Origin of the sequence: Amycolatopsis methanolica 239, assembly GCF_000739085.1 — a bacterium.
Taxonomy (GTDB): domain Bacteria; phylum Actinomycetota; class Actinomycetes; order Mycobacteriales; family Pseudonocardiaceae; genus Amycolatopsis_E; species Amycolatopsis_E methanolica.
In genome coordinates this window covers 2,191,561-2,212,698 of the sequence record NZ_CP009110.1, presented here as the reverse complement: position 1 = coordinate 2,212,698, position 21,138 = coordinate 2,191,561, and the positions used below count along the sequence as shown (strand labels likewise).

General features: G+C 72.1%; 22 protein-coding genes and 1 pseudogene. 9 read left to right on the top strand and 14 right to left on the bottom strand.

What is annotated here, in order from left to right:
- Positions 1 to 110: 110 nt before the first annotated feature.
- The 6 genes and pseudogenes from AMETH_RS10595 to AMETH_RS42510 form a co-directional block, all read left to right on the top strand.
- Entirely contained in the window at positions 111 to 1,538 is a 1,428-nt protein-coding gene (locus tag AMETH_RS10595) for an LVIVD repeat-containing protein (RefSeq protein ID WP_017981426.1), read from the top strand.
- Between the two features lie 102 nt (positions 1,539 to 1,640).
- Complete coding sequence (locus tag AMETH_RS10590; RefSeq protein WP_017981425.1) at positions 1,641 to 2,588, top strand: MetQ/NlpA family ABC transporter substrate-binding protein; 948 nt, start codon at positions 1,641 to 1,643, stop codon at positions 2,586 to 2,588.
- Positions 2,585 to 3,598, top strand: coding sequence for a methionine ABC transporter ATP-binding protein (locus tag AMETH_RS10585; RefSeq protein ID WP_017981424.1), 1,014 nt, complete (start codon positions 2,585 to 2,587; stop codon positions 3,596 to 3,598). The genes AMETH_RS10590 and AMETH_RS10585 overlap by 4 nt, the downstream gene beginning before the upstream one ends.
- Positions 3,595 to 4,257, top strand: a complete 663-nt coding sequence (locus AMETH_RS10580) for a methionine ABC transporter permease (RefSeq protein WP_017981423.1) — start codon at positions 3,595 to 3,597, stop codon at positions 4,255 to 4,257. The genes AMETH_RS10585 and AMETH_RS10580 overlap by 4 nt, the downstream gene beginning before the upstream one ends.
- A gap of 31 nt (positions 4,258 to 4,288) precedes the next feature.
- Complete coding sequence (locus tag AMETH_RS10575) at positions 4,289 to 5,116, top strand: DUF427 domain-containing protein (RefSeq protein WP_017981422.1); 828 nt, start codon at positions 4,289 to 4,291, stop codon at positions 5,114 to 5,116.
- Between the two features lie 44 nt (positions 5,117 to 5,160).
- Positions 5,161 to 5,767, top strand: a pseudogene (locus AMETH_RS42510) (phosphotransferase); the annotation flags it as partial.
- Here the strand turns inward: AMETH_RS42510 and AMETH_RS10565 are convergent.
- The 3 genes from AMETH_RS10565 to AMETH_RS10555 are packed head-to-tail and all read right to left on the bottom strand — an operon-like array spanning position 5,754 to position 8,874.
- Positions 5,754 to 6,590, bottom strand: a complete 837-nt coding sequence (locus tag AMETH_RS10565) for an alpha/beta fold hydrolase (RefSeq protein WP_017981420.1) — start codon at positions 6,588 to 6,590, stop codon at positions 5,754 to 5,756. The pseudogene AMETH_RS42510 and the gene AMETH_RS10565 sit on opposite strands and share 14 nt — an antisense overlap.
- 2 nt (positions 6,591 to 6,592) lie before the next feature.
- The gene (locus AMETH_RS10560; protein WP_017981419.1) at positions 6,593 to 7,390 is read right to left on the bottom strand and encodes an SDR family NAD(P)-dependent oxidoreductase; all 798 of its coding nucleotides are present in this window, start codon (positions 7,388 to 7,390) and stop codon (positions 6,593 to 6,595) included.
- The gene (locus tag AMETH_RS10555) at positions 7,390 to 8,874 is read right to left on the bottom strand and encodes a flavin-containing monooxygenase (RefSeq protein ID WP_017981418.1); all 1,485 of its coding nucleotides are present in this window, start codon (positions 8,872 to 8,874) and stop codon (positions 7,390 to 7,392) included. The genes AMETH_RS10560 and AMETH_RS10555 overlap by 1 nt, the downstream gene beginning before the upstream one ends.
- Positions 8,875 to 8,987: 113 nt before the next feature.
- On the opposite strand from AMETH_RS10555, the gene AMETH_RS10550 reads away from it, so the two are divergent.
- Entirely contained in the window at positions 8,988 to 9,644 is a 657-nt protein-coding gene (locus AMETH_RS10550; protein ID WP_017981417.1) for a TetR/AcrR family transcriptional regulator, read from the top strand.
- 198 nt (positions 9,645 to 9,842) lie between these two features.
- The gene (sigJ, locus tag AMETH_RS10545) at positions 9,843 to 10,718 is read left to right on the top strand and encodes an RNA polymerase sigma factor SigJ (protein WP_017981416.1); all 876 of its coding nucleotides are present in this window, start codon (positions 9,843 to 9,845) and stop codon (positions 10,716 to 10,718) included.
- Here the strand turns inward: sigJ and AMETH_RS35660 are convergent.
- From AMETH_RS35660 to AMETH_RS10510, 7 genes are all read right to left on the bottom strand, one after another.
- A complete protein-coding gene (locus AMETH_RS35660) occupies positions 10,710 to 11,033 on the bottom strand; it encodes a hypothetical protein (protein WP_017981415.1) in 324 nt (107 codons plus the stop codon). The genes sigJ and AMETH_RS35660 overlap by 9 nt on opposite strands.
- A 192-nt stretch (positions 11,034 to 11,225) precedes the next feature.
- Positions 11,226 to 11,864 carry an SGNH/GDSL hydrolase family protein gene (locus tag AMETH_RS10535; RefSeq protein ID WP_017981414.1) on the bottom strand — a complete coding sequence of 213 codons (639 nt, stop codon included), beginning with the start codon at positions 11,862 to 11,864 and terminating at the stop codon, positions 11,226 to 11,228.
- Positions 11,865 to 11,969: 105 nt separating this feature from the next.
- Positions 11,970 to 12,236 carry a hypothetical protein gene (locus AMETH_RS10530; protein ID WP_156131649.1) on the bottom strand — a complete coding sequence of 89 codons (267 nt, stop codon included), beginning with the start codon at positions 12,234 to 12,236 and terminating at the stop codon, positions 11,970 to 11,972.
- Between the two features lie 125 nt (positions 12,237 to 12,361).
- Positions 12,362 to 12,622: a hypothetical protein gene (locus AMETH_RS10525; RefSeq protein WP_038532033.1), complete on the bottom strand. Its 261-nt coding sequence runs from the start codon at positions 12,620 to 12,622 to the stop codon at positions 12,362 to 12,364.
- Positions 12,588 to 13,205, bottom strand: coding sequence for an LLM class flavin-dependent oxidoreductase (locus AMETH_RS36585; RefSeq protein ID WP_081617536.1), 618 nt, complete (start codon positions 13,203 to 13,205; stop codon positions 12,588 to 12,590). The genes AMETH_RS10525 and AMETH_RS36585 overlap by 35 nt, the downstream gene beginning before the upstream one ends.
- Before the next feature lie 110 nt (positions 13,206 to 13,315).
- A complete protein-coding gene (locus tag AMETH_RS10515) occupies positions 13,316 to 13,888 on the bottom strand; it encodes an LmrA/YxaF family transcription factor (protein ID WP_209436860.1) in 573 nt (190 codons plus the stop codon).
- Positions 13,885 to 14,382 (bottom strand): GNAT family N-acetyltransferase, encoded by a 498-nt coding sequence (locus AMETH_RS10510; protein WP_223843108.1) that lies wholly within the window; start codon positions 14,380 to 14,382, stop codon positions 13,885 to 13,887. The genes AMETH_RS10515 and AMETH_RS10510 overlap by 4 nt, the downstream gene beginning before the upstream one ends.
- A gap of 61 nt (positions 14,383 to 14,443) precedes the next feature.
- Here AMETH_RS10510 and AMETH_RS10505 point away from each other — a divergent pair, with 61 nt between their 5' ends.
- Complete coding sequence (locus AMETH_RS10505) at positions 14,444 to 15,871, top strand: bifunctional phosphatase PAP2/diacylglycerol kinase family protein (protein WP_017981409.1); 1,428 nt, start codon at positions 14,444 to 14,446, stop codon at positions 15,869 to 15,871.
- Between the two features lie 366 nt (positions 15,872 to 16,237).
- On the opposite strand, the gene AMETH_RS10500 is transcribed toward AMETH_RS10505, so the two are convergent.
- From AMETH_RS10500 to AMETH_RS10485, 4 genes are all read right to left on the bottom strand, one after another.
- Positions 16,238 to 16,708 carry an SRPBCC family protein gene (locus AMETH_RS10500; protein ID WP_017981408.1) on the bottom strand — a complete coding sequence of 157 codons (471 nt, stop codon included), beginning with the start codon at positions 16,706 to 16,708 and terminating at the stop codon, positions 16,238 to 16,240.
- Between the two features lie 25 nt (positions 16,709 to 16,733).
- Positions 16,734 to 17,393: an ESX secretion-associated protein EspG gene (locus AMETH_RS10495; RefSeq protein WP_017981407.1), complete on the bottom strand. Its 660-nt coding sequence runs from the start codon at positions 17,391 to 17,393 to the stop codon at positions 16,734 to 16,736.
- Complete coding sequence (locus AMETH_RS37880; protein ID WP_156131648.1) at positions 17,390 to 18,595, bottom strand: hypothetical protein; 1,206 nt, start codon at positions 18,593 to 18,595, stop codon at positions 17,390 to 17,392. Before AMETH_RS37880 ends, AMETH_RS10495 begins: the two co-directional genes overlap by 4 nt.
- Before the next feature lie 138 nt (positions 18,596 to 18,733).
- Positions 18,734 to 21,112 carry an ATP-binding protein gene (locus AMETH_RS10485; protein ID WP_017981405.1) on the bottom strand — a complete coding sequence of 793 codons (2,379 nt, stop codon included), beginning with the start codon at positions 21,110 to 21,112 and terminating at the stop codon, positions 18,734 to 18,736.
- Positions 21,113 to 21,138 lie beyond the last annotated feature (26 nt).

Sequence of the window (21,138 nt, the reverse complement as noted above, 5' to 3'; positions counted from 1 at the left end):
CGTCCGTCCCCGCGACCGTACCCCAGGAAAAAGCCTACTTTCGGCCGTGTCCGCCCAGCGACGAATCCGGGCATACTTCGTATTTCTTCCGAACGAAAGGGGTTGGCCACGTGGCTCCGGGGACGCAACGCAGACGCCGGCTCTTCGCGCTCACCGGCGCGATCGCCCTGTCGCTGACCACGCTCGGCGCCGCGCCGGCGTCGGCCGCTCCCGGCATCCCGGGGGTCGACGAGGTCAGCCAGTCCCGCAACATCCAGCACCTGGCGAACATCCCGAAGCAGGCCCCGTTCGACAACGTGGACGCCTTCGGCACCGACATCGCGTTCACCGACGACCACGCGATCGTCGGCAACTACAACGGCTTCACGATCTACGACATCACCAAGCCCAGCAAACCGAAGATCGTCAGCCAGGTCCTCTGCCCCGGCTCGCAGAACGACGTGTCGGTGTCCGGCGACCTGCTGTTCCTGTCCACCGACTCCTCACGCAGCGACAACTCCTGCGCCAGCACCAGCCAGCCCGCGACGAACCAGAACTCGTGGGAGGGCATCAAGATCTTCGACATCAGCGATCTGGCCAGCCCGAAGTACGTGGCCGCGGTCGAGACGAAGTGCGGTTCGCACACCCACACGCTGGTGCCGGGCAAGAACGGCAAGGACGTCTACCTCTACGTCTCCTCCTACAGCCCGCGCGCGGACTTCCCGGACTGCCAGCCCCCGCACGACCTGATCTCCGTGGTCAAGGTCCCGGTGCGCAACCCGGCCGCCGCGGCCGTCGTCAACGAGCCGGTGGTCTTCGGCCCCGCGGGCGGCAACCCGGGCATCCCCGGAACCTTCCCGCACCACTACGTCACCGCCACCTCCGGCTGCCACGACATCACCGCCTACCCGGACAAGGACCTGGCCGCGGGCGCGTGCATGGGCGACGGGGTGCTGTTCGACATCTCCGACCGCGAGCACCCGCGCATCATCGAGCAGGTCCAGGACGACACCAACTTCGCGTTCTGGCACTCGGCGACGTTCAACAACGACGGCACCAAGGTCGTCTTCACCGACGAGCTGGGCGGCGGCAGCCAGCCGGCGTGCACCGCGGCGATCGGCGCGGTCCGCGGCGCGGACGCGATCTACGACATCACCGGCCGCGGCGACGACCGCAGCCTGCGCTTCGCGAGCTACTTCAAGATCCCGCGCGAGCAGGCGGCCACCGAGAACTGCGTGGCGCACAACGGCTCGCTGATCCCGGTCAAGGGCCGCGACATCATGGTGCAGGCCTGGTACCAGGGCGGGATCTCGGTGTGGGACTTCACCGACTCCGCCCACCCGAAGGAGCTGGCGTACTGGGAGCGCGGGCCGCTGTCCACCGAGCAGCTGATCGTCGGCGGGTCGTGGTCGGCCTACTACTACAACGGCCACATCTACTCCTCAGACATCCAGAAGGGGCTGGACGTGTTCACGCTGCACGACCCGCGCACGGCGAGCGCGAAGTCGGTCCGGATGGACGAGCTGAACGTTCAGACACAGGGCCGTTACCGCAGGTGATCCACTAGCACAACCGGACGTTCGAAGGCAAATCCATCCTGCCGACGATCACCATGCGGGACAGCTGTCCCCCATCCCGGTGATCGTCGGCAGGATGGCGCCATGTCCGAAAACACCCCTGACGACGCCATCCTCCCCGAGAAGCCGCGCCGGAAGCGCGGCCCGCTGATCGGCGTCATCCTCGCCGTGGTCGTCGTCCTCGTCGCCGTGGTCCTGATCGTCGTCAACACGACGTCGGACTCCGGCACCACCGCCGGTCACACCACCGTGAAGATCGGCGTGACCGACGCGAGCTCCGACTATTGGAAGACCTTCCGGCAGATCGCCGCCGACAACGGCATCGACCTGGAGCTGGTCAACTTCTCCGACTACACCCAGGCCAACCCGGCGCTCGCGCAGGGCCAGCTGGACGTGAACCTGTTCCAGCACCTGCTGTTCCTCGCCAACTACAACGTCAGCGCGAACCAGGACCTCACCCCGATCGGCTCGACCTACGTGGTGCCGCTGAGCCTCTACTCGCGCAAGCACGCCACCGTCGCCGACATCCCGCAGGGCGGTCAGATCGCGATCCCGAACGACCCGACCAACCAGGCGCGCGCCCTGCTCGTGCTCCAGTCGGCCGGCCTGATCTCGCTGCGCGGCGGCGGGAACGTGCTGTCCACGCCTGCCGAGATCGACCAGGCCGCGTCGAAGGTGACCGTGACCCCGGTGGACGCCTCGCAGACCGTGGCCGCGCTCCCCTCGGTCGACGGTGCGATCGTCAACAACAACTTCGCGCTGGACGCCAACCTCGACCCGTCGAAGGCGCTGTTCAACGACGACCCGGCCAACCCGTCCGCCGAGCCCTACATCAACACCTTCGTCACCCGCGCACAGGACAAGGACAACCCGACCTACCTCAAGCTGGCCCAGCTCTACCGCGATCCGCGGGTGGCCGGCGAGGTGAAGGCCGAGTCGAAGAACACCGCCGTGCTGGTCGAGCGTCCCAACACCGACCTGCAGGCGATCCTGGACCGCCTCGAGCAGACCGTGCGGGCCGCGAAGAAGTGAGCGCGCTCATCGAGTTCCAGGGCGTCACCAAGCGGTTCGGTGACGTCACCGCGCTGGCGGATGTCGACCTGACCATCGGCGCGGGTGAGGTCTTCGGCATCATCGGCTACTCCGGCGCGGGCAAGAGCACGCTCGTCCGGCTGATCAACGCGCTCGAACCGGTCACCTCCGGGCGGGTCCTCGTCGACGGCGTGGACCTGACCGCGCTGCGCGAGCGGGAGCTGCGTGAAGTGCGAGCCGGGATCGGCATGATCTTCCAGCAGTTCAACCTGTTCCGCTCGCGCACGGTGTTCGGCAACGTCGCCTACCCGCTGAAGATCGCCGGGTGGGACAAGGCGCGCCGCAAGGCGCGGGTGGCGGAGCTGCTGAAGTTCGTCGGCATCACCGACAAGGCCTGGCACTACCCGGACCAGCTCTCCGGCGGGCAGAAGCAGCGCGTGGGGATCGCCCGCGCGCTGGCCACGAACCCGAAGATCCTGCTCGCCGACGAGTCCACCAGCGCGCTGGACCCGGAGACCACCGGCGAGGTGCTGCGGCTGCTCAAGCGCGTCAACACCGAACTGGGTGTGACGATCGTGGTGATCACCCACGAGATGGAGGTGGTGCGCGAGATCGCCGACCGGGTCGCGGTGCTGGACTCCGGCCGGGTGATCGAGCAGGGCAGCGTGTTCGAGGTGTTCTCGTCGCCGAAGACGCGCACGGCGCAGCGGTTCGTCGGGTCGGTCGTGCGGGACACCCCGGACGGCGCGGACCTGGACCGCATCCGGGCGCGGCACGGCGGGCGGCTGGTGTCGGCGAAGGTGCACGACGACGGCAGGCTGGGCGCGGTGCTGTCCGACGCGGTCGGCAAGCACAACGTGCGGTTCGAGATCGTCTACGGCGGCATCACGGCGTTGTCCGGCCGGTCGTTCGGCGGTCTGACGCTCGAATTGATCGGCGCCGACGCCGACGTGGACGCGCTCATCGCGGACCTGCGCGCCACCACCGAGATCGAGGAGATCGCGGCATGAGCCTGGACTGGGAGACCCTGGGCCCGGTGTTCTGGGAGGCGATCGCGCAGACGCTAGGCATGGCCGTGGTGACGCTGGTCGTCGGCGGCGTGCTCGGGCTGGTGCTGGGCATCCTGCTCTACACCACGCGCGCGGGCGGGCTGCTGGCGAACCGGTTCGTGTTCACCGTGCTCAACGTGCTGGTCAACATCATCCGGCCGATCCCGTTCATCATCTTCATCACCGCGATCGGGCCGGTGACGATCTTCGTCGTCGGCACGCAGCTGGGCACCGCGGCGGCGACGTTCGCGCTGGTGTTCGCGGCGACGTTCGGGATATCCCGGATCGTCGAGCAGAACCTCGTCACCATCGACCCCGGCGTGATCGAGGCGGCGCGGGCGATGGGGGCGAGCCCGCTGCGGATCATCCTCACGCTGCTGGTGCCGGAGGCGCTCGGGCCGCTGGTGCTGGGCTACACGTTCGTGTTCGTCGCGATCGTCGACATGACGGCGGTGGCGGGCGCGGTCGGCGGCGGCGGGCTCGGCGACTTCGCCATCACCTACGGCTACCACCGGTTCGACTGGGTGGTGACGTGGCTGGCGGTGGTGACGATCATCGTGCTGGTGCAGGGCGCGCAGTTCCTCGGCAACTGGCTGGCGCGCAAGGCGCTGCGTCGTTGACTCGACGTCCGGCGGGGCGGACAGTGGGGCGATGGCGCTGCAGCTGAGCCTTCGTCAGGCGCGGGAGCTGCCCGAACTGCGGTTCGAGCCGACGCGCAAGCGGGTGCGGGCGGTCGCCGGCGGGAAGGTGTTCGCCGACTCCCGCCGGGCGGCCCTGGTGTGGGAGCCGCGGCGGGTGGTGCCGCAGTACGCCTTCCCGGCGGCCGACGTCCACGCCTCGCTCACGCCCGCCCCGCCGTCCGACGTCGAGTGGCACCCGGTGTCGCTCGGGCCCAACACGGGGGTGCTGGACCCGAGCACCGGGTTTGCCGCGCACACCACCGCGGGCACGCCGCTCACGCTGAGCCTGGACGGCGTGGTCCTGGCGGGCGCCGGGTTCCGGCCGGACGACCCGGACCTCGCGGAGTACGTGATCGCCGACTTCGACGCGTTCGACGAGTGGCTCGAAGAGGACGAGACGATCGTGTCCCACCCGCGCGACCCGTTCCACCGCGTGGACGTGCGGCGCAGCTCGCGGCACGTGCGGGTGGAGGTCGACGGGGTGCCGCTGGCGGACACGAAGTGGCCGCTGCTGGTGTTCGAGACGTCCCTGCCGCCGCGACTGTACCTGCCACCGTCCGATGTGGACTTCACCCGGCTGCGGGAGTCCGCCCGCGAGACCGCGTGCGCCTACAAGGGGCGGGCGCGGTACTGGTCGGCCGAGGTCGGCGGCCGGACGCACCCGGACCTCGCGTGGGCGTACGAGAAGCCGCTCCCGGACGCCGGGCAGCTCGCCGGGCACGTGGCCTTCTTCGACGAGCGGGTGGACGTGACGCTGGACGGGGAGCGGGTGCCGCGACCGGTCACGCCCTGGTCCTGAATCGATACCCTGACGCCATGCACGATCACCCCGGCTGACGTCCGGTCAGCGGCGGCGAATCGGGCGCCGCGGTGTTCCACAGCGCCGACGGCGACCGCTACGCCAAGCACGTGCCGCCCGCGGACGCGCCCGATCCCCGGCACGAACGCGACCGGATCACCTGGCTCGCCGGGCAGGGCGTGCCGGGACCACGCGTGCTCGACTGGCACTCCGGCGAAACCGGCGCCTGCCTGGTGACCAGCACCGTTCCCGGTGTGCCCGGCGACCTGCTGTCCGCCGAAGACCTCGGCCGCGCCTGGCCGAACATCGCGGACGCGGTGCGGTGAACCCGGAGTTCCTGCCCGTCGAGCAGCAGGACACCCCGCCCGCGGAGCTGCTGGCGCGTCTCGTGCCCCAGGTCGAGCAGCGCCGCGCCGAGAAGGCCACCGACGCCGTGGTCTGCCACGGCGACCTCTGCCTGCCCAACATCGTCGTCGACCCCGCGACGCACGAGGTGTCGGGCTTCGTCGACCTAGGGCGCCCAGGGAGACCTGGCCGGACGAGGAACGCGCGAGGGCCGCGGACGCGGAGTTCGCCGAGCGGTACGGCGCCGCGCCCGATCCCGCCCGGTTGCGGTTCTACCTCCACCTCGACCCGCTCACCTGGGGCTGACCTGCTCCGCCCAGAAGTGCGTCACCAGGTCGTGGAACTCCGCGGCCCGCTCGATCTGCGGCATGTGCCCGGTGTCGGTGAACAGCCGCGTCTGCGCGTGCGGCAACGCGCGCCGGGCGGCGTCGAGGTGCAGGGCGGGCAGGATGAGGTCGCGGTCGCCCCACACGACGAGCGTCGGCAGGGCCCGCGCGGCCACCGCCTGGACCAGCTCGGCCCGCCAGTCCTCCCGCACGCCGCGGAAACCGCCGAGCCCGCGCGCCGTCTCCAGCATCACCCGCGCCGCGTGCGGCTGCCGGGCGATCTCCAGCGCGTGCTCGACCCGCTCCCGCGTCGCGAACGTGCGGTCGTGGAACAACGCGCGCTCGGTCCGTACGGCCCCGGCCACACTCGGGCGCAGCAGCAGCTTCCCCAGCGGCCGCAACGCCAGCAGCCGCAGCGCGATCGTCACCTCGCGGCCGAACCCCGCGCTGTTCACCAGCACCAGGCTGCGCACCCGCTCCGGTGCGTCGACCGACAACCGCATCGCGACCGCGCCGCCGAGCGAGTTCCCGGCCACGTGCACCGGCCGCGTCTCCCCCACCGCGTCCAGGAAGTCCGCCGCGAACCCGGCCAGCGCGGCGAGCGTGTGCTTGCCCGGCAACGGTTCCGACATCCCGAAGCCGGCGAGGTCGACGCTGTAGGTCCGGTGCGCGGCGGCGAGCAGGTCCTGCTGCTCGGACCAGTCCCGCAGGCTCCGGCCGATCCCGTGCAACAGCAGGACCGGCGGCCCGTCTCCGTCCACGCGGTAGCGGGCCCGCCGCCCGCGCACGTCCACGAAGTCCACGGTCAGCGCAACCTGCCCAGCAGCCGGCTGTGCGCGCCGGGCAGCAGCCGCACCAGCAGGTCGGGGATCTTCGCGTCCCAGCCGATCAGCACGCGCGGCTTGCGGTGCTCGATCGCGTCCACGATGACCACCGCGGCCTTCGCCGGGTCCATCCGCAGCACGCGTTCCCACTGCCGCGTGTCCATCCCGCCGGGCACGCCGCTGCCCACGCGCGCGGACTCCGCGATCCGGGTGCGGATGCCGCCCGGGTGCACCGACGTGACCCCGACCTGGCCGGCCAGCTCGTGCCGGATCGCCTCGGTGAACCCGCGGATCGCGAACTTGCTCGCCGCGTACGCCGACTGGCCGGGCGGCGCGATCAGCCCGAACAGACTGGACACGTTGGCGATGTGCGAGCCGGGTGCGGCCTTGAGCGCGGGCAGCAGCGCGTGCGTCAGCTGGACCGGGGCGCGGAAGTTGACGTCCACGACCCAGCCGAACTCCTCCAGCGTCAGCTGGTCGAAGCGGCCGCCCAGCGCGACACCGGCGTTGTTGATCAGCAACGTCAGCCGCGGGTTCTCGGCCAGCACCCGCTCGGCGGCCGCGGCCGTCTCCTCCGCGGAGGCCAGGTCGGCCACGTGGGTGGAGACGTCCACTCCCGCCCCCACGGCCTTGGCCACCGCGGCCAGCCGGTCGGCGTCGCGGTCCAGCAGCACCAGGTTCGAGCCCCGCGCGGCCAGCGCATGCGCCAGCGCCTCGCCGATGCCGCTGGCCGCCCCGGTCACCACGGCCGTGCCGCCGTCGAACACGTAGTCGCGCATCAGGCCACCCGTTCCTTCGCCTGCTTGGCGGTGCGGGCGAACCGCATGGCGTCGTCCGTCAGCGACCCGTGCCGCATCAACAGCACGTCGCGCGGGTAGTTCTGGAACAGCCGCCACGGCGCGGCCGGGCCCTGCTTGGGCAGCTTGTCGATGCTGCGCAGCACGTACCCGGACCTGAGGTCGATGAGCGGCTCGGTCGCGGTGACCGACGGCGGCGCCACCGGGGTGCAGGTGGTGTAGCCGTGCTCGTCGAGGTGGTTGAGCAGGCGGCACACGTACCCGGCGACGAGGTCGGCCTTCAGCGTCCACGAAGCGTTCGTGTAGCCGATGGTGAACGCGTAGTTCGGCACGCCGGAGAGCATCATGCCCTTGTACGCCAGGCGTTCGCCGATCTCCACCGGCTCGCCGTCGACCACCAGGTCCATCCCGCCGAACGGCAGCAGGTTCAGGCCGGTGGCCGTGACGATGATGTCGGCCTCCAGCACCCGGCCCGAGGTCAGCCGGACGCCCTCCGCGGTGAACCGCTCGATGGTGTCGGTGACGATGTCGGCCTTGCCGCTGCGGACGGCCTTGAACAGGTCCCCGTCCGGCACGAAGCACACCCGCTGGTCCCACGGGTCGTAGCTGGGGTTGAAGTGCCGGTCCACCTCGAACCCGCGCGGCAGCTGCGCGGACGCCGCCTTGCGCAGGAACTTCCGCACGAACGCCGGCGTGCGGCGGCTGAGCTGGAAGAACAGCATGGCGGACAGCACGTTCTTCCACCGCACGATCGGATAGGCCACCTTGGGCGGCAGCACGCCGCGCAGCTTGTCGGCGACCGGATCGGTGCCCGGCAGCGACAGCACGTAACTGGGCGAGCGCTGCAACATCGTCACGTGCGCCGCGTCGCCCGCCATCGCGGGCAGCAGGGTCACGGCCGTAGCGCCGCTGCCGATCACGACGACGCGCTTGCCGGTGTGGTCCAGGTCCTCCGGCCAGTGCTGCGGATGCACGACGGTGCCGGCGAACTCGTCCTGGCCGGGGAACTCCGGCGCGTACCCCTGGTCGTAGCGGTAGTACCCGGAGTTGACGAACAGGAAGTCGCAGGTGATCCGCACGCGTTCGCCGGTGTCGGTGCGCTCCGCCTCGACCGTCCACAGGGCCTGGTCCGACGACCACTCCGCCCGCACCACGCGGTGGTGGAACCGGATCCTGCGGTCGATCCCCCGCTTCCGCGCGGTGGTCCGCACGTACTCGCGGATGGACGGGCCGTCCGCGATCGCCTTCGCGTCGGTCCACGGCTCGAACGAGTAGCCCAGGGTGAACATGTCCGAGTCGGAGCGGACGCCCGGGTAGCGGAACAGGTCCCAGGTGCCGCCGATCGCACCGCGCGACTCGAAGATCGCGTACGTCCGGCCGGGGCACTCGGCCTGCAGGTGGCTGGCGGCGCCGATCCCGGACAGCCCGGCACCGACGATCAGAACGTCGACGTGTTCCAGCGTCATCGCTTCCCCGTTCCTCAGGCGTCTGCCACCGCAACGTACCAACGGTATGTCGATATGGTCAACACTCTGTCGAGATCGCCGACAAGAGGTTGACCACCTGATACGGTGGCCGCATGGCCACCGAACCCGCCGTCCGCAACCGCCCGGCACGCGGCCGACGCGCGCCCCGGCCCAGCGGTGACGAGCGGGAACTGGCGATCCTGGCCACCGCCGAGCGCCTGCTGGCCGACCGTCCGCTGAGCGACATCTCGATCGACGACCTCGCGCGCGGCGCGGGCATTTCCCGGCCGACGTTCTACTTCTACTTCCGCTCCAAGGACGCGGTGCTGCTCACGCTGCTGGACCGGGTCACCGAGGAGGCCGACCGGGCATCCTCGGCGGTGTTCGACAACCCCGGCCCGACCCCCGCGGAGCGCTGGCGGCAGTGCCTGGACGCCATCTACACCACCTTCCGCGCCCACCGCTCGGTCGCGCTCGCCGCGGCGGAGGCCCGGCACACCAACGCCGAGGTGCGGGAGCTGTGGGCGGGGATGATGGGCACCTGGGTCAGCCGCACCGCGGAGGCCATCGAGGCCGAACGGGCGCGCGGCGCGGCCCCGGCGGGCCGGCCGGCGCGGGAGCTGGCGATCGCGCTGAACCTGATGAACGAACGCGTCCTGTACGCGACCTTCGCGGGCGACGACCCGGCCGTGCTGGAGGCGAACGTGGTCGACGTGCTGCTCGACGTGTGGCTGACCACCATCTACCGCACCACCGAACCACCGGCCTGACCCGTTTCGGCCCGCTGCCGCCGGGTAGCCCGGGCGCACGGAACGCAAGCACGACGACGCCCGCGAGGACCCGCCCGGCGCCGAGGACTCCTCCGCGGAGGAGCAGGAGGTGCTGCGGGGCGAGCAGGGCACGTCCTCGGGTGACGAGCACGACGACTTCGATCCGCAGCAGGGCCGGTAACTGGCATCCTGGGAGGCGTGGACCCTCTCGCCCGTTTCGAAGCCAACCGCCCGCGCCTGCTCGGCCTGGCCTACCGCCTGCTGGGCGAGGCGTCCGAGGCCGAGGACGTCGTGCAGGAGGCCTACCTCCGCTGGGACGCCGGCGACGGCATCGAGGTGCCGGAGGCGTGGCTGACGAAGGTCGTCACGAATCTGTGCCTGACCCGGCTCACCTCCGCGCGGGCGCGGCGCGAGGTCTACACCGGGCCGTGGCTGCCGGAGCCGGTGTTCACCGGCGGCGGTGAGCTGGGCCCGCTGGAGACCGCCGAGCAGCGCGACTCGCTGTCGATGGGGCTGCTCTTCCTGCTGGAACGGCTGACCCCGCCGGAACGCGCGGCGTTCGTGCTGCGCGAGGCGTTCGGCCACAGCCACCGCGAGATCGGCGAGATCCTCGACCTCGGCGAATCCCACGTCCGCCAGCTCTACCGCCGCGCGCGTCAGCACGTCGGCGACGGGCGGCGGCGCTTCACCGCGACCACCGAGCAGCGGCGCGCGATCGTGGAGCGGTTCCTCGACGCCACCGTGAAGGGCGATGTGGCCGCCCTGGAACGGATGTTCGCCGACGAGGTCGTGTCCTGGGCGGACGGTGGTGGCAAGGTCACCGCGGCCCGCCGCCCGATCCTCGGCCGCGACCACGTCGCCCGGTACGTCGCCGGTCTGCACCGCGACCCGCGCGCGGGCGACATCGAGCTCTCGGTGCGCTCGATCAACGGCGCGCCCGGCCTCGCGCTGCACCTGCGCGGCGAGCTGTTCGGGGTCGTGCTGCTCGAACCGGGCGCGGACGGGGTGATCGCGCTGCACACGGTCGTCAACCCGGACAAGCTCGCGTACGCCGCGGCCCAGAAGTCAGCGTGAGTAGACGTTGACGTCGCCGCCGAGGCCGAGCGCGGCCGGGGCGTGCCTGCCGGAGGCGGTGAGCACGAGCTCCAGCGCGTCGGCCTCGACGGTGTCTCCCCCGCTGTCGATGTCGACCGGACCGAAGCCTCGGAGTTCCAGGCGCGCGGGTCCCCAGCCCTTCTGGCGCAGGGATTCCGCTACCCAGTGCACGGCGGCAGTCAGTCGGCTGTCCCGTTCGGGCTCGCGGCCGAGCGCGGCGCGGATGTCGTCGCCGTGGACGTAGGCGTCGTACCACAGGGTCAGGACGCCGTTGCCGACCGTCCGGCCCTGCACGCCGCTCGGCTTCGCCCACCGGTGATCGTCGAGTGTGGACAGTGCGGTGCGGTCCGGAGTTTCGCGTTGGCTCCGCGGAGCATCGCGGCGAGCTCGGCGGGCTCGTGGTGCGCGAGTGCGGCGGCCCGCTCGTCGGGCGTGCGCCTGCCGATGGTGCCCGCCGCGGTGTCCACGGCGTTGCCTGCCGCCGCGTCAGCACGACAGCTCCGCGGCGAGCCTGCGGACGGTTTCGGTGACGACGATCGCGTGGCCGCGGGCGTTGACGTGCAAGCGGTCGGCGCTGTAGATCCCCGCGTCCGCGGAGGCCGGGTGGTCGCCGAGGTCGATGTACCAGGCACCGTGGCGGTCGGCGACGCGGCGGGTGAGCCGCGCGAGCCGGCCCAGTCGCTCGCGGAGCCCGACGCGCCGGTCATCGTCGGCGAGTGGGGACCGCGAGATGTCGAACAGACCCATGACCACCACGGCGGCGCCGGCCGCGCGCAGGGCGGAGACGATCTCGGAAAGCGTTTCCTCGACCGCGACGGGGTCGAACGAACGGCGCAGCATGTCGTTGCCACCCGCCGCGACCACGGCCAGGTCCGGCCGGAAGTCCAGGGCCGCGGCGAGCTGGGTGTCCCGGACCTGGGCGGCGCGCAGGTCACGCACGCCGAGGTTGGCGTAGGCCAGGCCAGGCTGCTGTTCGCGCAGCAGGTCGGCGAGCCGGTCGGCCCACGGCGGCGGCGGGTAGCCGTCGACCGGGTCGCCCAGCCCCTCGGCGACGCTGTCGCCCAGCACGGCGAGCCGCCGCCAGGGCGCGCCGCGCAGTGATCCGGTGAGCACGTCGGTCGTCATGGTCGCCCCTGTCGCCACACTTTGTGGACGATCGTACTTTAAGTTTGCGAGGGAGATCCAGTCAAGGTGGTATTTGCATGGGTTTTGGGGCGGACGACTGTCCGGTCAGTTCCGGCGCTGGTTCGGGATCGACCCGGCACCGGCCCGGCGGGCCGCGACGACCAGACAGCGCTCACACGGCATGCCCACCGGGCGGTCCAGCAGGTCCAGCTCGCCGCGGCGGCCCTCGAAGCCGCAGTAGGCGACCAGTACGCCGGGCCGCTCGGCGGGCAACGGGAAGACGTGGGCCACACGCTGGGTCTCGCCCACGGTGCCGGGCCGTGGCCGGGCGAGGACGAACGTCCCGTTCAGCCCTTCTGACTCGTCGCGCACCTCGGGCACCCTCACCCATCCACTCACGGTGAGCCTCCTCTCGGGTGCACCCCGGGGGTCCACTCCGGATACTCGTGGCGGTGGTTCCCTGGTGCGGGCACGCGGCAAACGCCGTTGCGGGGTTTTCACCCGACAGTGCCGTGTTCGTCCACAGTGGGCAGCCGCGCGGCGAGCAGCCCGATCTGCTCGGGCTCGCCCGTGCAGGGCAGCAGCACGAGGTCGTCGGCGCCGGCCTCGGCGAGGCGGGTGATCTCCTGGTGCAGGTGACCGCGGTCGGTGAGCACTTCCGGCCGCACCTGGTCGGCGTAGGCGGGCCCGTAGTAGTGGGCGATGTAGTCGTCCGCGCGGCGCTCAGCGTCCGGCCCGAAGCAGAAGTACCGCTCCACGACGATCCGCGCCCGCGGCGAGACAGCGCGGACGGCCGCCACGCCCTCCTGGAGGACCGGCAGGCCGAAGGAGGGCGCCACCAGCCGTCGGACATTGCGGCGGCGCGGGCGAAGCCGGCCGGGGTGAGCCCGCCAGCAGGAGCCCTGGACGCCCGTCCGGCAATGCGGGGACGTGTGTCTCCCCACGCCAGACCGCGCGCATGGTCGAAAGGGTGTCCTCGAACGCGGCACCGCGACCGGTCATGGGGGCCCCGCTGGCGGCGTAGTCCTCCGGCCAGCCGCCCATCCCGAGCCCGACGGTGAGCCGGCCGCCGGAAAGCCGTTCCAGGGAGCCGATCTGCTTGGCGAGGAGCACGGGATTGCGGCGGTAACCGGCGTTGAGCACGGTGGTCAGCAGCTCGATCCGGGTGGTGCGCGCGGCCGCGGCCGCCAGCGCGACGAGCGGATCGAGGTTGTCGTAGACGAGCCGGTCGATCGCACTTAGCGAGGCGAACCCGAGGCGTTCGCACTCCGCGGCCCACTCCCCGATCGAGGTGAAGTCCGCCCCAGGCGCAGCGGCGGGAAGTCCGATTCCGATACGCATGCCGTGGACGCTAAGGTCCGCCCGGGGCGGCGGTCTTGAACGGAACGACCCTCAGGCGCGGCGCGCCAGGTCCACCCACCCGCCGGCGTCAAACGAAACGCACACCCGCATCAAACCCGCGCCGCGTCGAGCATCGGCCCCAGCTCGGCCACGACCGCATCCAACGGCGCCACATCCTCCTGCGCCCGCGCCATCACGATCGCCCCTTCGAGCGCGCTGATCATCACCATCGCGAGCGACCGGCAGCGCGCCTCCGGCACACCCATCTCCCGCAGGCTGTCCGCCACCGGCCGCAGCCACGTCTCGAACCCGGCGCACACGGCCTGCCGCAGGTTCTCGTTGCCCGCCGCCACGTCCGCCGTCGCCGCGACGAGCGGACAGCCCGCCGCGAAACCCTCCTCGCGGAACTGGTCCCGCCACTGCGCCGCCATCCCGGCGAACAGCCCGGCGGGAGTCGGCGCAGCCTCGGCGTACCGCTTGACCCGCCGCGCCGCGAAGTCGCCGGACCACGCCAGCGCCTCGCGCACCAGCTGGTCCTTGCCGCCCGGGAAGTAGTGCTGCAGGGAACCCCGCGGCGCCGACGCGTGCCGCACCACCTCCCGCATCCCGGTGCCGCTCACCCCCTGCGTCCGGATCAGCTGCGCTGCGCTGTAGACCATCCGCTCCCGCGGCCCGCGCGTCACCTCGCCACCTCCCACACCGGTCCCGGCATCGTCAACTCGTAGTGGTACTCGCCGCGATCGGCCCCGCCGAGCAGCCGGAAACCCTGACCCCGCAACAAAGCCTTCGCCGCCACATTGTCCGCGTGCGTCACCGCCCGCACCGTCCACCCCTCCCACCGGCCCGCGGCCCGCAACCACGAAGCCAGCCCCGTCGCGATCCCCTGCCGCTGCCACGGGTCGGCGACCACGATGCCGAGTTCCGCGATCCGCGCCTCGCCCGCCACCAGGTTCAGCAGCCCGGCAGGCGACCGCCCGCTGAACGCGACCAGCGCGACCCCGTGCGGCGGCCCGGCGAGGAGGTAGCGCCGGTAGCGGACGAGGACGTCCCGCGGATCCGGCTGCCCCGGCATGAGGAATCGGTTCCGGAGAGTCACCGCGGAGCAGGCCAGGACGAGTTCGGCGACCTCCGCCGAGGACGTGCCGTCCAGCTCGGTCACCGTCATGACAGCTGTCATAGAACTGGTGTACTACTCGCCGTGGCCGGAAGCAAGCCCGGAGCGCGCCTAGACTGCCGGGATGCGGCGATGGGTGTCCCGGGTGGATCGGCAGGTGTTCGCGCGGGTGGCGGCGACCGATTCCGCGCTTCTGGACCGGGTGCTGCCCCGCCTCGGCCGCGCGGCCAACTACGGCGGCCTGTGGTGGGCGGTCAGCGGCACGCTCGCCGCGACGCGCAACCGCCGCGCGCGCCGCGCCGCCCTGCGCGGGATGCTGGCGCTGGGCATCGCGAGCGCGACGGCCAACGGTTTGAGCAAGCGGGTCATCCGCCGCACCCGCCCGTCGACGGTCGCCATCCCGCCGGTCCGGCAGTTGCGGCGCGCGCCGTGGACGACGTCCTTCCCGTCCGGGCACTCCGCGTCGGCGGCTGCTTTCGCCACCGGGGCCGCCCTGGAGTGGCCCGCGCTCGGCGTGCCGATCGGGGCGCTCGCCGCCGGGGTCGCCACTTCCCGCGTGGTCACTGGCGCCCATTACCCGTCCGACGTGCTCGCCGGGGTCGGTATCGGCCTGACCGCGGGCCTGGTCACGTTGTCGTGGTGGCCACGCACCCCGGCCGGCCCGTCGGATGCCGAATCGTGCCCGGCGCCCGCCCTGCCCACGGGCGAGGGGTTGGTCCTGGTGGCCAACTCGTCCGCGGGCAGCGCCGGCGCGACGATCCTGGACCGGGTCGCGGCGGAACTGCCGCAGGCCAAGATCGTCGAGCCTGCGGATGGCGACGACCTGACCGACGTGATCACCGAGGCCGCCCGGACCTGCCGGGTGCTGGGCGTCGCGGGCGGGGACGGCACGATCAACGTCGCCGCGCGGGTCGCCGCCGAGCACGACGTCCCGCTGCTCGTCGTTCCGGCGGGCACCCTCAACCACTTCGCGCGCGATCTCGGCGTGGAGACCCCGGACGACGCGATCACCGCGCTGCGGGCCGGTTCCGCGGTGCGGATCGACCTCGGGGTGGCGGACAGCCAGGTGTTCGTCAACACCTGCAGCACCGGTCTCTACACCGATCTCGTGCGGTACCGGGAGAAATGGGAGAAGCGGATCGGGAAGTGGCCTGCGGTGCTGGTCGGGCTGGTGCACGTCCTGCGCCGGGCGAAGCCGCAAGAGCTGGTGGTGAACGACGAGCGGCGCCGGGTGTGGATGATCTTCGCGGGCAACGGGGCGTACCGGCCGCGCGGGTTCGCGCCCACGTACCGCCCCAGCCTGCACGACGGGCTGCTCGACATCCGCGTGGTGTACGCGGAAAGCCCGTTCGCGCGCACGCGCGTCGTGCTGGCGGCGCTGACCGGAACGCTGCGCTGGTGCACGCCGTACCAGGACCGGCCCGCGGCGCCGCAACTGAAGATCAGCGCCCCGGAAGGCCGCCTGCGCCTGGCGGTGGACGGCGAGCTGACGCAGGTCCCGCCCGACGTGACGCTACACAAGAACCGGGGCGCGCTGGTGGTCTACCGCTGAGCGCGCCGCTCCGCACGGACGGCTCTCCGGTTCGGCCAACTCGCCAACTGGCCAATCCAGTCGCCCGGCTTCCCTCTGGCCAGCTGGCTCAGCCACCCGCCCGGGATCTCCCGTTAGCCAGGTGGCCCAGGCACCCGCCCGAGTTTCCGCTCCCAACTGGCTCAGCCACGCATCCAGATCCCCGGCCGCCGACAGGCCGAGCACCCCCACCCCGATTCCCGCTGCGGCTCAGCCACTCGCGATCTCTGGCACCCCAACTGGTCCAGCCACTCGCCCCGGACTCCCGCTGGCTAACTGGCTCAGCCACTGATCCTCGGCAGTCAGGCGACGAAACCAAGCCCGGCGCCTCGGCGCGGATCCACCGGCTCAGGGGTGTTCGGCGCGGGTCTTCAGGCGCTGGAGCGTCGCGGCGATGTTGGCGCGGTTCTTGTCCTCGCGCTGCCACACGCCGGTCACCAGTGAACTCGGCGCGCGGAACCAGCCCGGCCGCTTGTCCCACGTGCTTTCGGTCACCACGCAGCCGTCGCCGGCGGGCTCGATGTCGTACTGCCACCGGGAAACCGGGATGCCCAGCGAACGCACCTCGAAGGCGAAGCGCTTCCCCGCGTCCGCGTCGGTGATCGTGCTGACGGTGCTCCACAACCGCACACCACGGCGGTTGATCCCGCGGAACCGCGCACCGACCCGGGCGCCGTTCACCCCGCGCAGCCATCGGAACCCGCTGTACTCCTCGGCCAGCTCGGCGAGCACGCCGGGATCGCTCACGAGGTCGTACACCCGCGCCGGTTCGGCCGCGATCTCGATCCGGCCCGTGGCACTCGGCCCCGACTGCCCCATGGACACCTCGCTACGTCGCGAACAGTTACATACCTACAGTATGTATCTTCGCTGCGCTCGTCAACAGCGCGGTCACGCGATCGGCAAGACGGGTGTCGTCGGTGGGGGTGACGGTGATGCCGTCGCTGTCGCGGGACACGAGGTACCGGCCGCGCGACGAGTCGAACCAGGTGACCACAGTGGACGATCGCACGCCGGCGTGCACACCGATCTGCCCACCGCTGGAACGGCTTCCGGCCAGAGCGTCCACTGCGAACGGATCCACTGGCGCGCCGGGGGCGCCGGGCGGGAACACCGCGACGATCTCCGGAACCAGCGCGGTGGGCGGGATCTCGGTCAACCAGATCTCGCCGCCGGCGAGCACCGCCAACAGCCCGGTCCGGCCCGCGGCCGCGGCGATGGCGCGGACCGGGTAGCCGATGTGCCCGACGGCGTCGACCGACACTTCCGGCACGGCCAGCATGGCGAGCAGCGCCGCCAGCCGGGGATCGAGCCGACGACCGGATGCCAGGCCGCGTTCCGCGCACGACCGGTACACCTCGTCGGTGAGCCGGGCCCGGACGGCGAACGTGCGGCCGACGCTGGGCACCCGCAGCGGGTACGGCACGGGTGGCAGGTCGAGGTCGCCCCAGAGCAGGTCGAACTCGGGTGCGGACAGGACGAAGTCGGGTCTTCGGGGGGTCATGCCGACCACGCGGCGGGGACCCGGCCGCCTGCGCCGGGCCCCGCCGCCTCGCCGAACCGGACGGCGAACGCGCCGCCACCGCCACCCGGGCTCCCGGCGCCGCCGAAACCGGCGGCGCCGGGGCACAACGAGCCAACACCGCCGGAACCCGGGATCGCCGGGCCGGTGGTGCGCGTGCCGGGCGGCCGGGGCGAGTTCGTCGCACCCGGCCGATGGGTGGCGCCACCCGCGGCGCCGCTGATCGCGGACGCGGGCGGAACCGGCGGATCACTCCGCCGGAAGTCATTACCTCGCAACGCCGATGGCGCCGCGGAGGAAGCAGAAGCAGCTGGCATGGGCAGATCACCGGGCCGGAGATCATTGCGCCGCAAGGGCGATGCCGCACCGGCCGAAGCAGACGCGGAGGAAACCAGTGGATCACTCCGCCGGAAACCATCCGTCAGGGCCGACGCCGCGCCAGGCGAAGCGGGCGGAACAACCTGCCGGAAGTCACTGTCCCACAACGCCGAAGCCACTGCCGGAGAACCGGACGCGGGCGAAGTCGACAAGTCGCCCCGTCGGAACTGATTGTCCGCCGACCCCGAGACCGCGCCGGGTGGCGCGGACGATTCCAACGAAACACTCCGCCAGGAATCTATGTCCCGCAACCCTGATACCGCTTCAGGCGAAGCAGGCCCGGGCGTAACCGGCGAATCGCTCCGCCAGGAGTCGTTGTCCCGCAACGCCGCGGCCGCCCCGGGGGAAGCCGACAGAACCGGCGGATCCTTCCGGTGGGAGTCGTTGCCCGGCAACACCGCGGCCGCTGCAGAGGGAGCAGACCCTCGCGGCACCTGATCCTCTACACCGCCATCCATCGGGGGCAATGCCCCAGAACCACCGTCACTCGTGGGCGCTTCGGTCTGTCGTGGAAGCGACGCACCAACCTCCGCCGCCTCGGCAGTGAACGCGACCATCACCGCCACCGCCTCGTCGTGCGCCCGCCACGCACCCTCGGCCGCCGGGCGCAGGTCACCGGCGGCTTCGTACAGCGTGGCGATCCCGCCGCGGGCGAACAGGCGCTCCAGGGTCTCGTCCAGATCGAACGGATCCGGTTCCGGCATCGCGGCGCGGGCGGCCTCCGCGGCGGGGCCGGCGGCGTGCACAGCCTCATACAGTTCGCGATGGCTGCGCGCGGCCCAGTTCTGAGCGTCCTGTTCGCCCACGTCCGCGCTCCCTGTACTGATCGTTCCCGCCAAGATCACGCTCAGTGAAACCCGAAGGCGGTCGGCTGCGCCAGCGACCGAACACCGCTATGCCCTATCGGACGGTCAACCCTGCCCGCCCACACCCACGGCGCCGGCTCACCCCTGCCCGGACAACAAGCGCTTCGCCAGATCCGCGGCAGCCTCAGTACCCAGGTCCTCGCACAGGGCGAGCGCCTCCCGACGATGTTCCGCCGCCAACTGGCCTCGTCCGGTCGCGTCCAGCACCAGCGCCAGCTCCGCGAGCGCCTGCGCCCGCTGCCAGCGCGTCAGCACCTGCGTGAACACCTGGAGCGCCGCCTGCAGGCAGCCTTCCGCCAGGCTCAGCCGCCCGGCTTTCCGCCATGCCGCGCCCTCCTGGACCGCGCATTCGCCGCCCGGCACGGGAAAACCGCCCTCGTCGAACAACCTCCGCGCGGTCCGGAACGCCTCGGCGCCACCCGGCCAATCACCGGTCTCCGTCAGCGCCCTGCCGAGCAACTGGAACGTCAGCGCGCGGAAGAACCGGTACGTGAACGGGTTCGCGTCGTCACGGTAGCGTTCAGTGTCGGCCAGCACCTCGCGGTGCACCAGCAGCGCCTCGCCGGGACGGCCGACCGCGCACAGCACCTTCCCCAGTACGTTGCGGATCGACCCCTGCCCCATCCAGAAGTCCATGTCCGCCAAGCCGACCGACCGCTCGACGTGGTCCAGCGCCTCCTCCGGCCGCCCCAGCCGCAGCAACACCGAACCGAGGTACCCGAGCGCCCACGTCTGCTCGCGCCGGTCGCCGATCTCGGTCGCGATCGCCAGCGCCTCCTCGTGCGCGGCGCGGCCGCCTTCGTTGTCACCGAGGCAGTAGTACCTCGCCCAGCCGAGGAAGTTCAGCAACACCGCCTCGTCCGCCCGGCTGCCCAGCGCCCGCGCCGCGTCCACGCCGAGCGCGAACACCTCGTCCCACGGCAGCTGCTGGATCCGGCCGTCGGAGAACCAGTGCAGCGCCCTGGCCAGGTCCACCACCTGCCGGTGCTTGCCGTGCGCGAGCGCGGCCCGCTGCGCGGCGAGCCAGTTCGCCGCCTCCGCGTCGAGCCACGCCGCGGCCTCCTCACGCGTCGCGAACCGGCTCGCCTCCAGCGAATCCCGCAGCGCGTCCGGGTAGAACAGCCGCCCGGCCTCGATCCCGGTGTCCAGCAGGTGGTCCAGCACCGAGCACGTCGCGGCCGACGTCTCGCCGGCGTCCTCCTCGACGGCCAGCCGCTCCCGCGCGAACAGGCGGATCAGGTCGTGGAAGGTGTAGCGGCCGGGCACGCTGCCCGCCTGCAGGAGGTTCGCGTCGACCAGCTCGTCGATGTGGGCTCGCACATCCGGGGTCGCCATGCCGGTGGCGACAGTCGCCAGGTCGGCGTCGAAGTCCGGGCCCGGGATCACCGCCAGGCGGCGGAACACCAGCCGCGCCGCGGGGGACAGCCGGCGGTGCGACATCTCGAACGCCGACCGCACCCGCAGGTCCCCCGCCGACAGCGCGGCCAGCCGTGTGCTCTCGTCACGCAACTCGTCGACCAGGTAGGCGATCGTCCAGTGCGGCCTGGTCGCCAGCCGGTTCCCCGCGATACGCACGGCGAGCGGCAGGTTCCCGCACAACTCGGCCAGTTCCCCCGCCGCGGACGGCTCGGCGCGCACCCGGTCCGGCCCCGCGATCGCCGCGACCAGCGCCGAGGCCTCCGCGGTCTCCAGCGGCCGCAGCCACAGCCAGCGCGCCGACTCCAGCCCGGCCAGCGCGCGGCGGCAGGTGATGAGCGTCAGGCATCCGGTCGCGGTCGCCATCAGCGGGCGGACCTGGGCCTCGTCGGCCGCGTTGTCCAGCAGCACCAGGACCCGGCGGCCGGCCAGCAGCGACCGGAACAACGCCGACTGCTCGGCGACCGCGGCCGGGATCTCCGCCGCAGGCACGTGCAGACCACGCAACAGGACGTCCAGTGCGGCGCGCGGGGTGACCGGCTGGTCGTCCATACCGCGCAGGTCGACCGACAGGAAACCGTCCGGGAACTCGGCCGCCAGCAGGTGCGCGGCCGTGCGGGCCAGTGCCGTCTTGCCGACGCCCGGGTGCCCGACGAGCGACACGACCACGCCGCTCGGGACGGTGAGCGCGTCGGCCGCGGCGCGGCGCAACATGTCGATCTCGTGACCGCGGCCTACCAGGTCCGGCACCGCGGCGGGCGGCGGCCCCGCGAACGGCACGACTGGTCTGGACCTGCGGCGACGGCCATCGCGGGCCGCGGCCAGGAAGTCTTCGCGGTTGCCGCCGGTCAGCCCGAGCGCGTCGGCGAGGGCTTCGGTGGAGCGGCGCTGCGCGGCGCGGGCGCGGCCGCGTTCCAGGTCGGACAGGGCACGCACGCTGACCCCGGAGGCCTGCGCGAGGTCGGCCTGGGTGAGCCGGGCCGAGCGGCGATGGCGTAGCAGCAGTTCACCGAAGGTCGGCTCCTCCCCCGGCGACCCCATGTCCACTGTCTCGCTCACCGCCACCC

Bases quoted from the DNA above. Each gene is read 5' to 3' on its own strand.
- AMETH_RS10590 (WP_017981425.1), top strand. From the start codon at position 1,641: ATGTCCGAAAACACCCCTGACGACGCCATCCTCCCCGAGAAGCCGCGC.
- AMETH_RS10580 (WP_017981423.1), top strand. From the start codon at position 3,595: ATGAGCCTGGACTGGGAGACCCTGGGCCCGGTGTTCTGGGAGGCGATC.
- AMETH_RS10575 (WP_017981422.1), top strand. From the start codon at position 4,289: ATGGCGCTGCAGCTGAGCCTTCGTCAGGCGCGGGAGCTGCCCGAACTG.
- AMETH_RS10560 (WP_017981419.1), bottom strand. From the start codon at position 7,390: ATGCGCGACTACGTGTTCGACGGCGGCACGGCCGTGGTGACCGGGGCG.
- AMETH_RS10555 (WP_017981418.1), bottom strand. From the start codon at position 8,874: ATGACGCTGGAACACGTCGACGTTCTGATCGTCGGTGCCGGGCTGTCC.
- AMETH_RS10550 (WP_017981417.1), top strand. From the start codon at position 8,988: ATGGCCACCGAACCCGCCGTCCGCAACCGCCCGGCACGCGGCCGACGC.
- AMETH_RS10535 (WP_017981414.1), bottom strand. From the start codon at position 11,864: ATGACGACCGACGTGCTCACCGGATCACTGCGCGGCGCGCCCTGGCGG.
- AMETH_RS36585 (WP_081617536.1), bottom strand. From the start codon at position 13,205: ATGCGTATCGGAATCGGACTTCCCGCCGCTGCGCCTGGGGCGGACTTC.
- AMETH_RS10510 (WP_223843108.1), bottom strand. From the start codon at position 14,382: ATGACAGCTGTCATGACGGTGACCGAGCTGGACGGCACGTCCTCGGCG.
- AMETH_RS10505 (WP_017981409.1), top strand. From the start codon at position 14,444: ATGCGGCGATGGGTGTCCCGGGTGGATCGGCAGGTGTTCGCGCGGGTG.
- AMETH_RS10500 (WP_017981408.1), bottom strand. From the start codon at position 16,708: ATGGGGCAGTCGGGGCCGAGTGCCACGGGCCGGATCGAGATCGCGGCC.
- AMETH_RS10495 (WP_017981407.1), bottom strand. From the start codon at position 17,393: ATGACCCCCCGAAGACCCGACTTCGTCCTGTCCGCACCCGAGTTCGAC.
- AMETH_RS10485 (WP_017981405.1), bottom strand. From the start codon at position 21,112: ATGGGGTCGCCGGGGGAGGAGCCGACCTTCGGTGAACTGCTGCTACGC.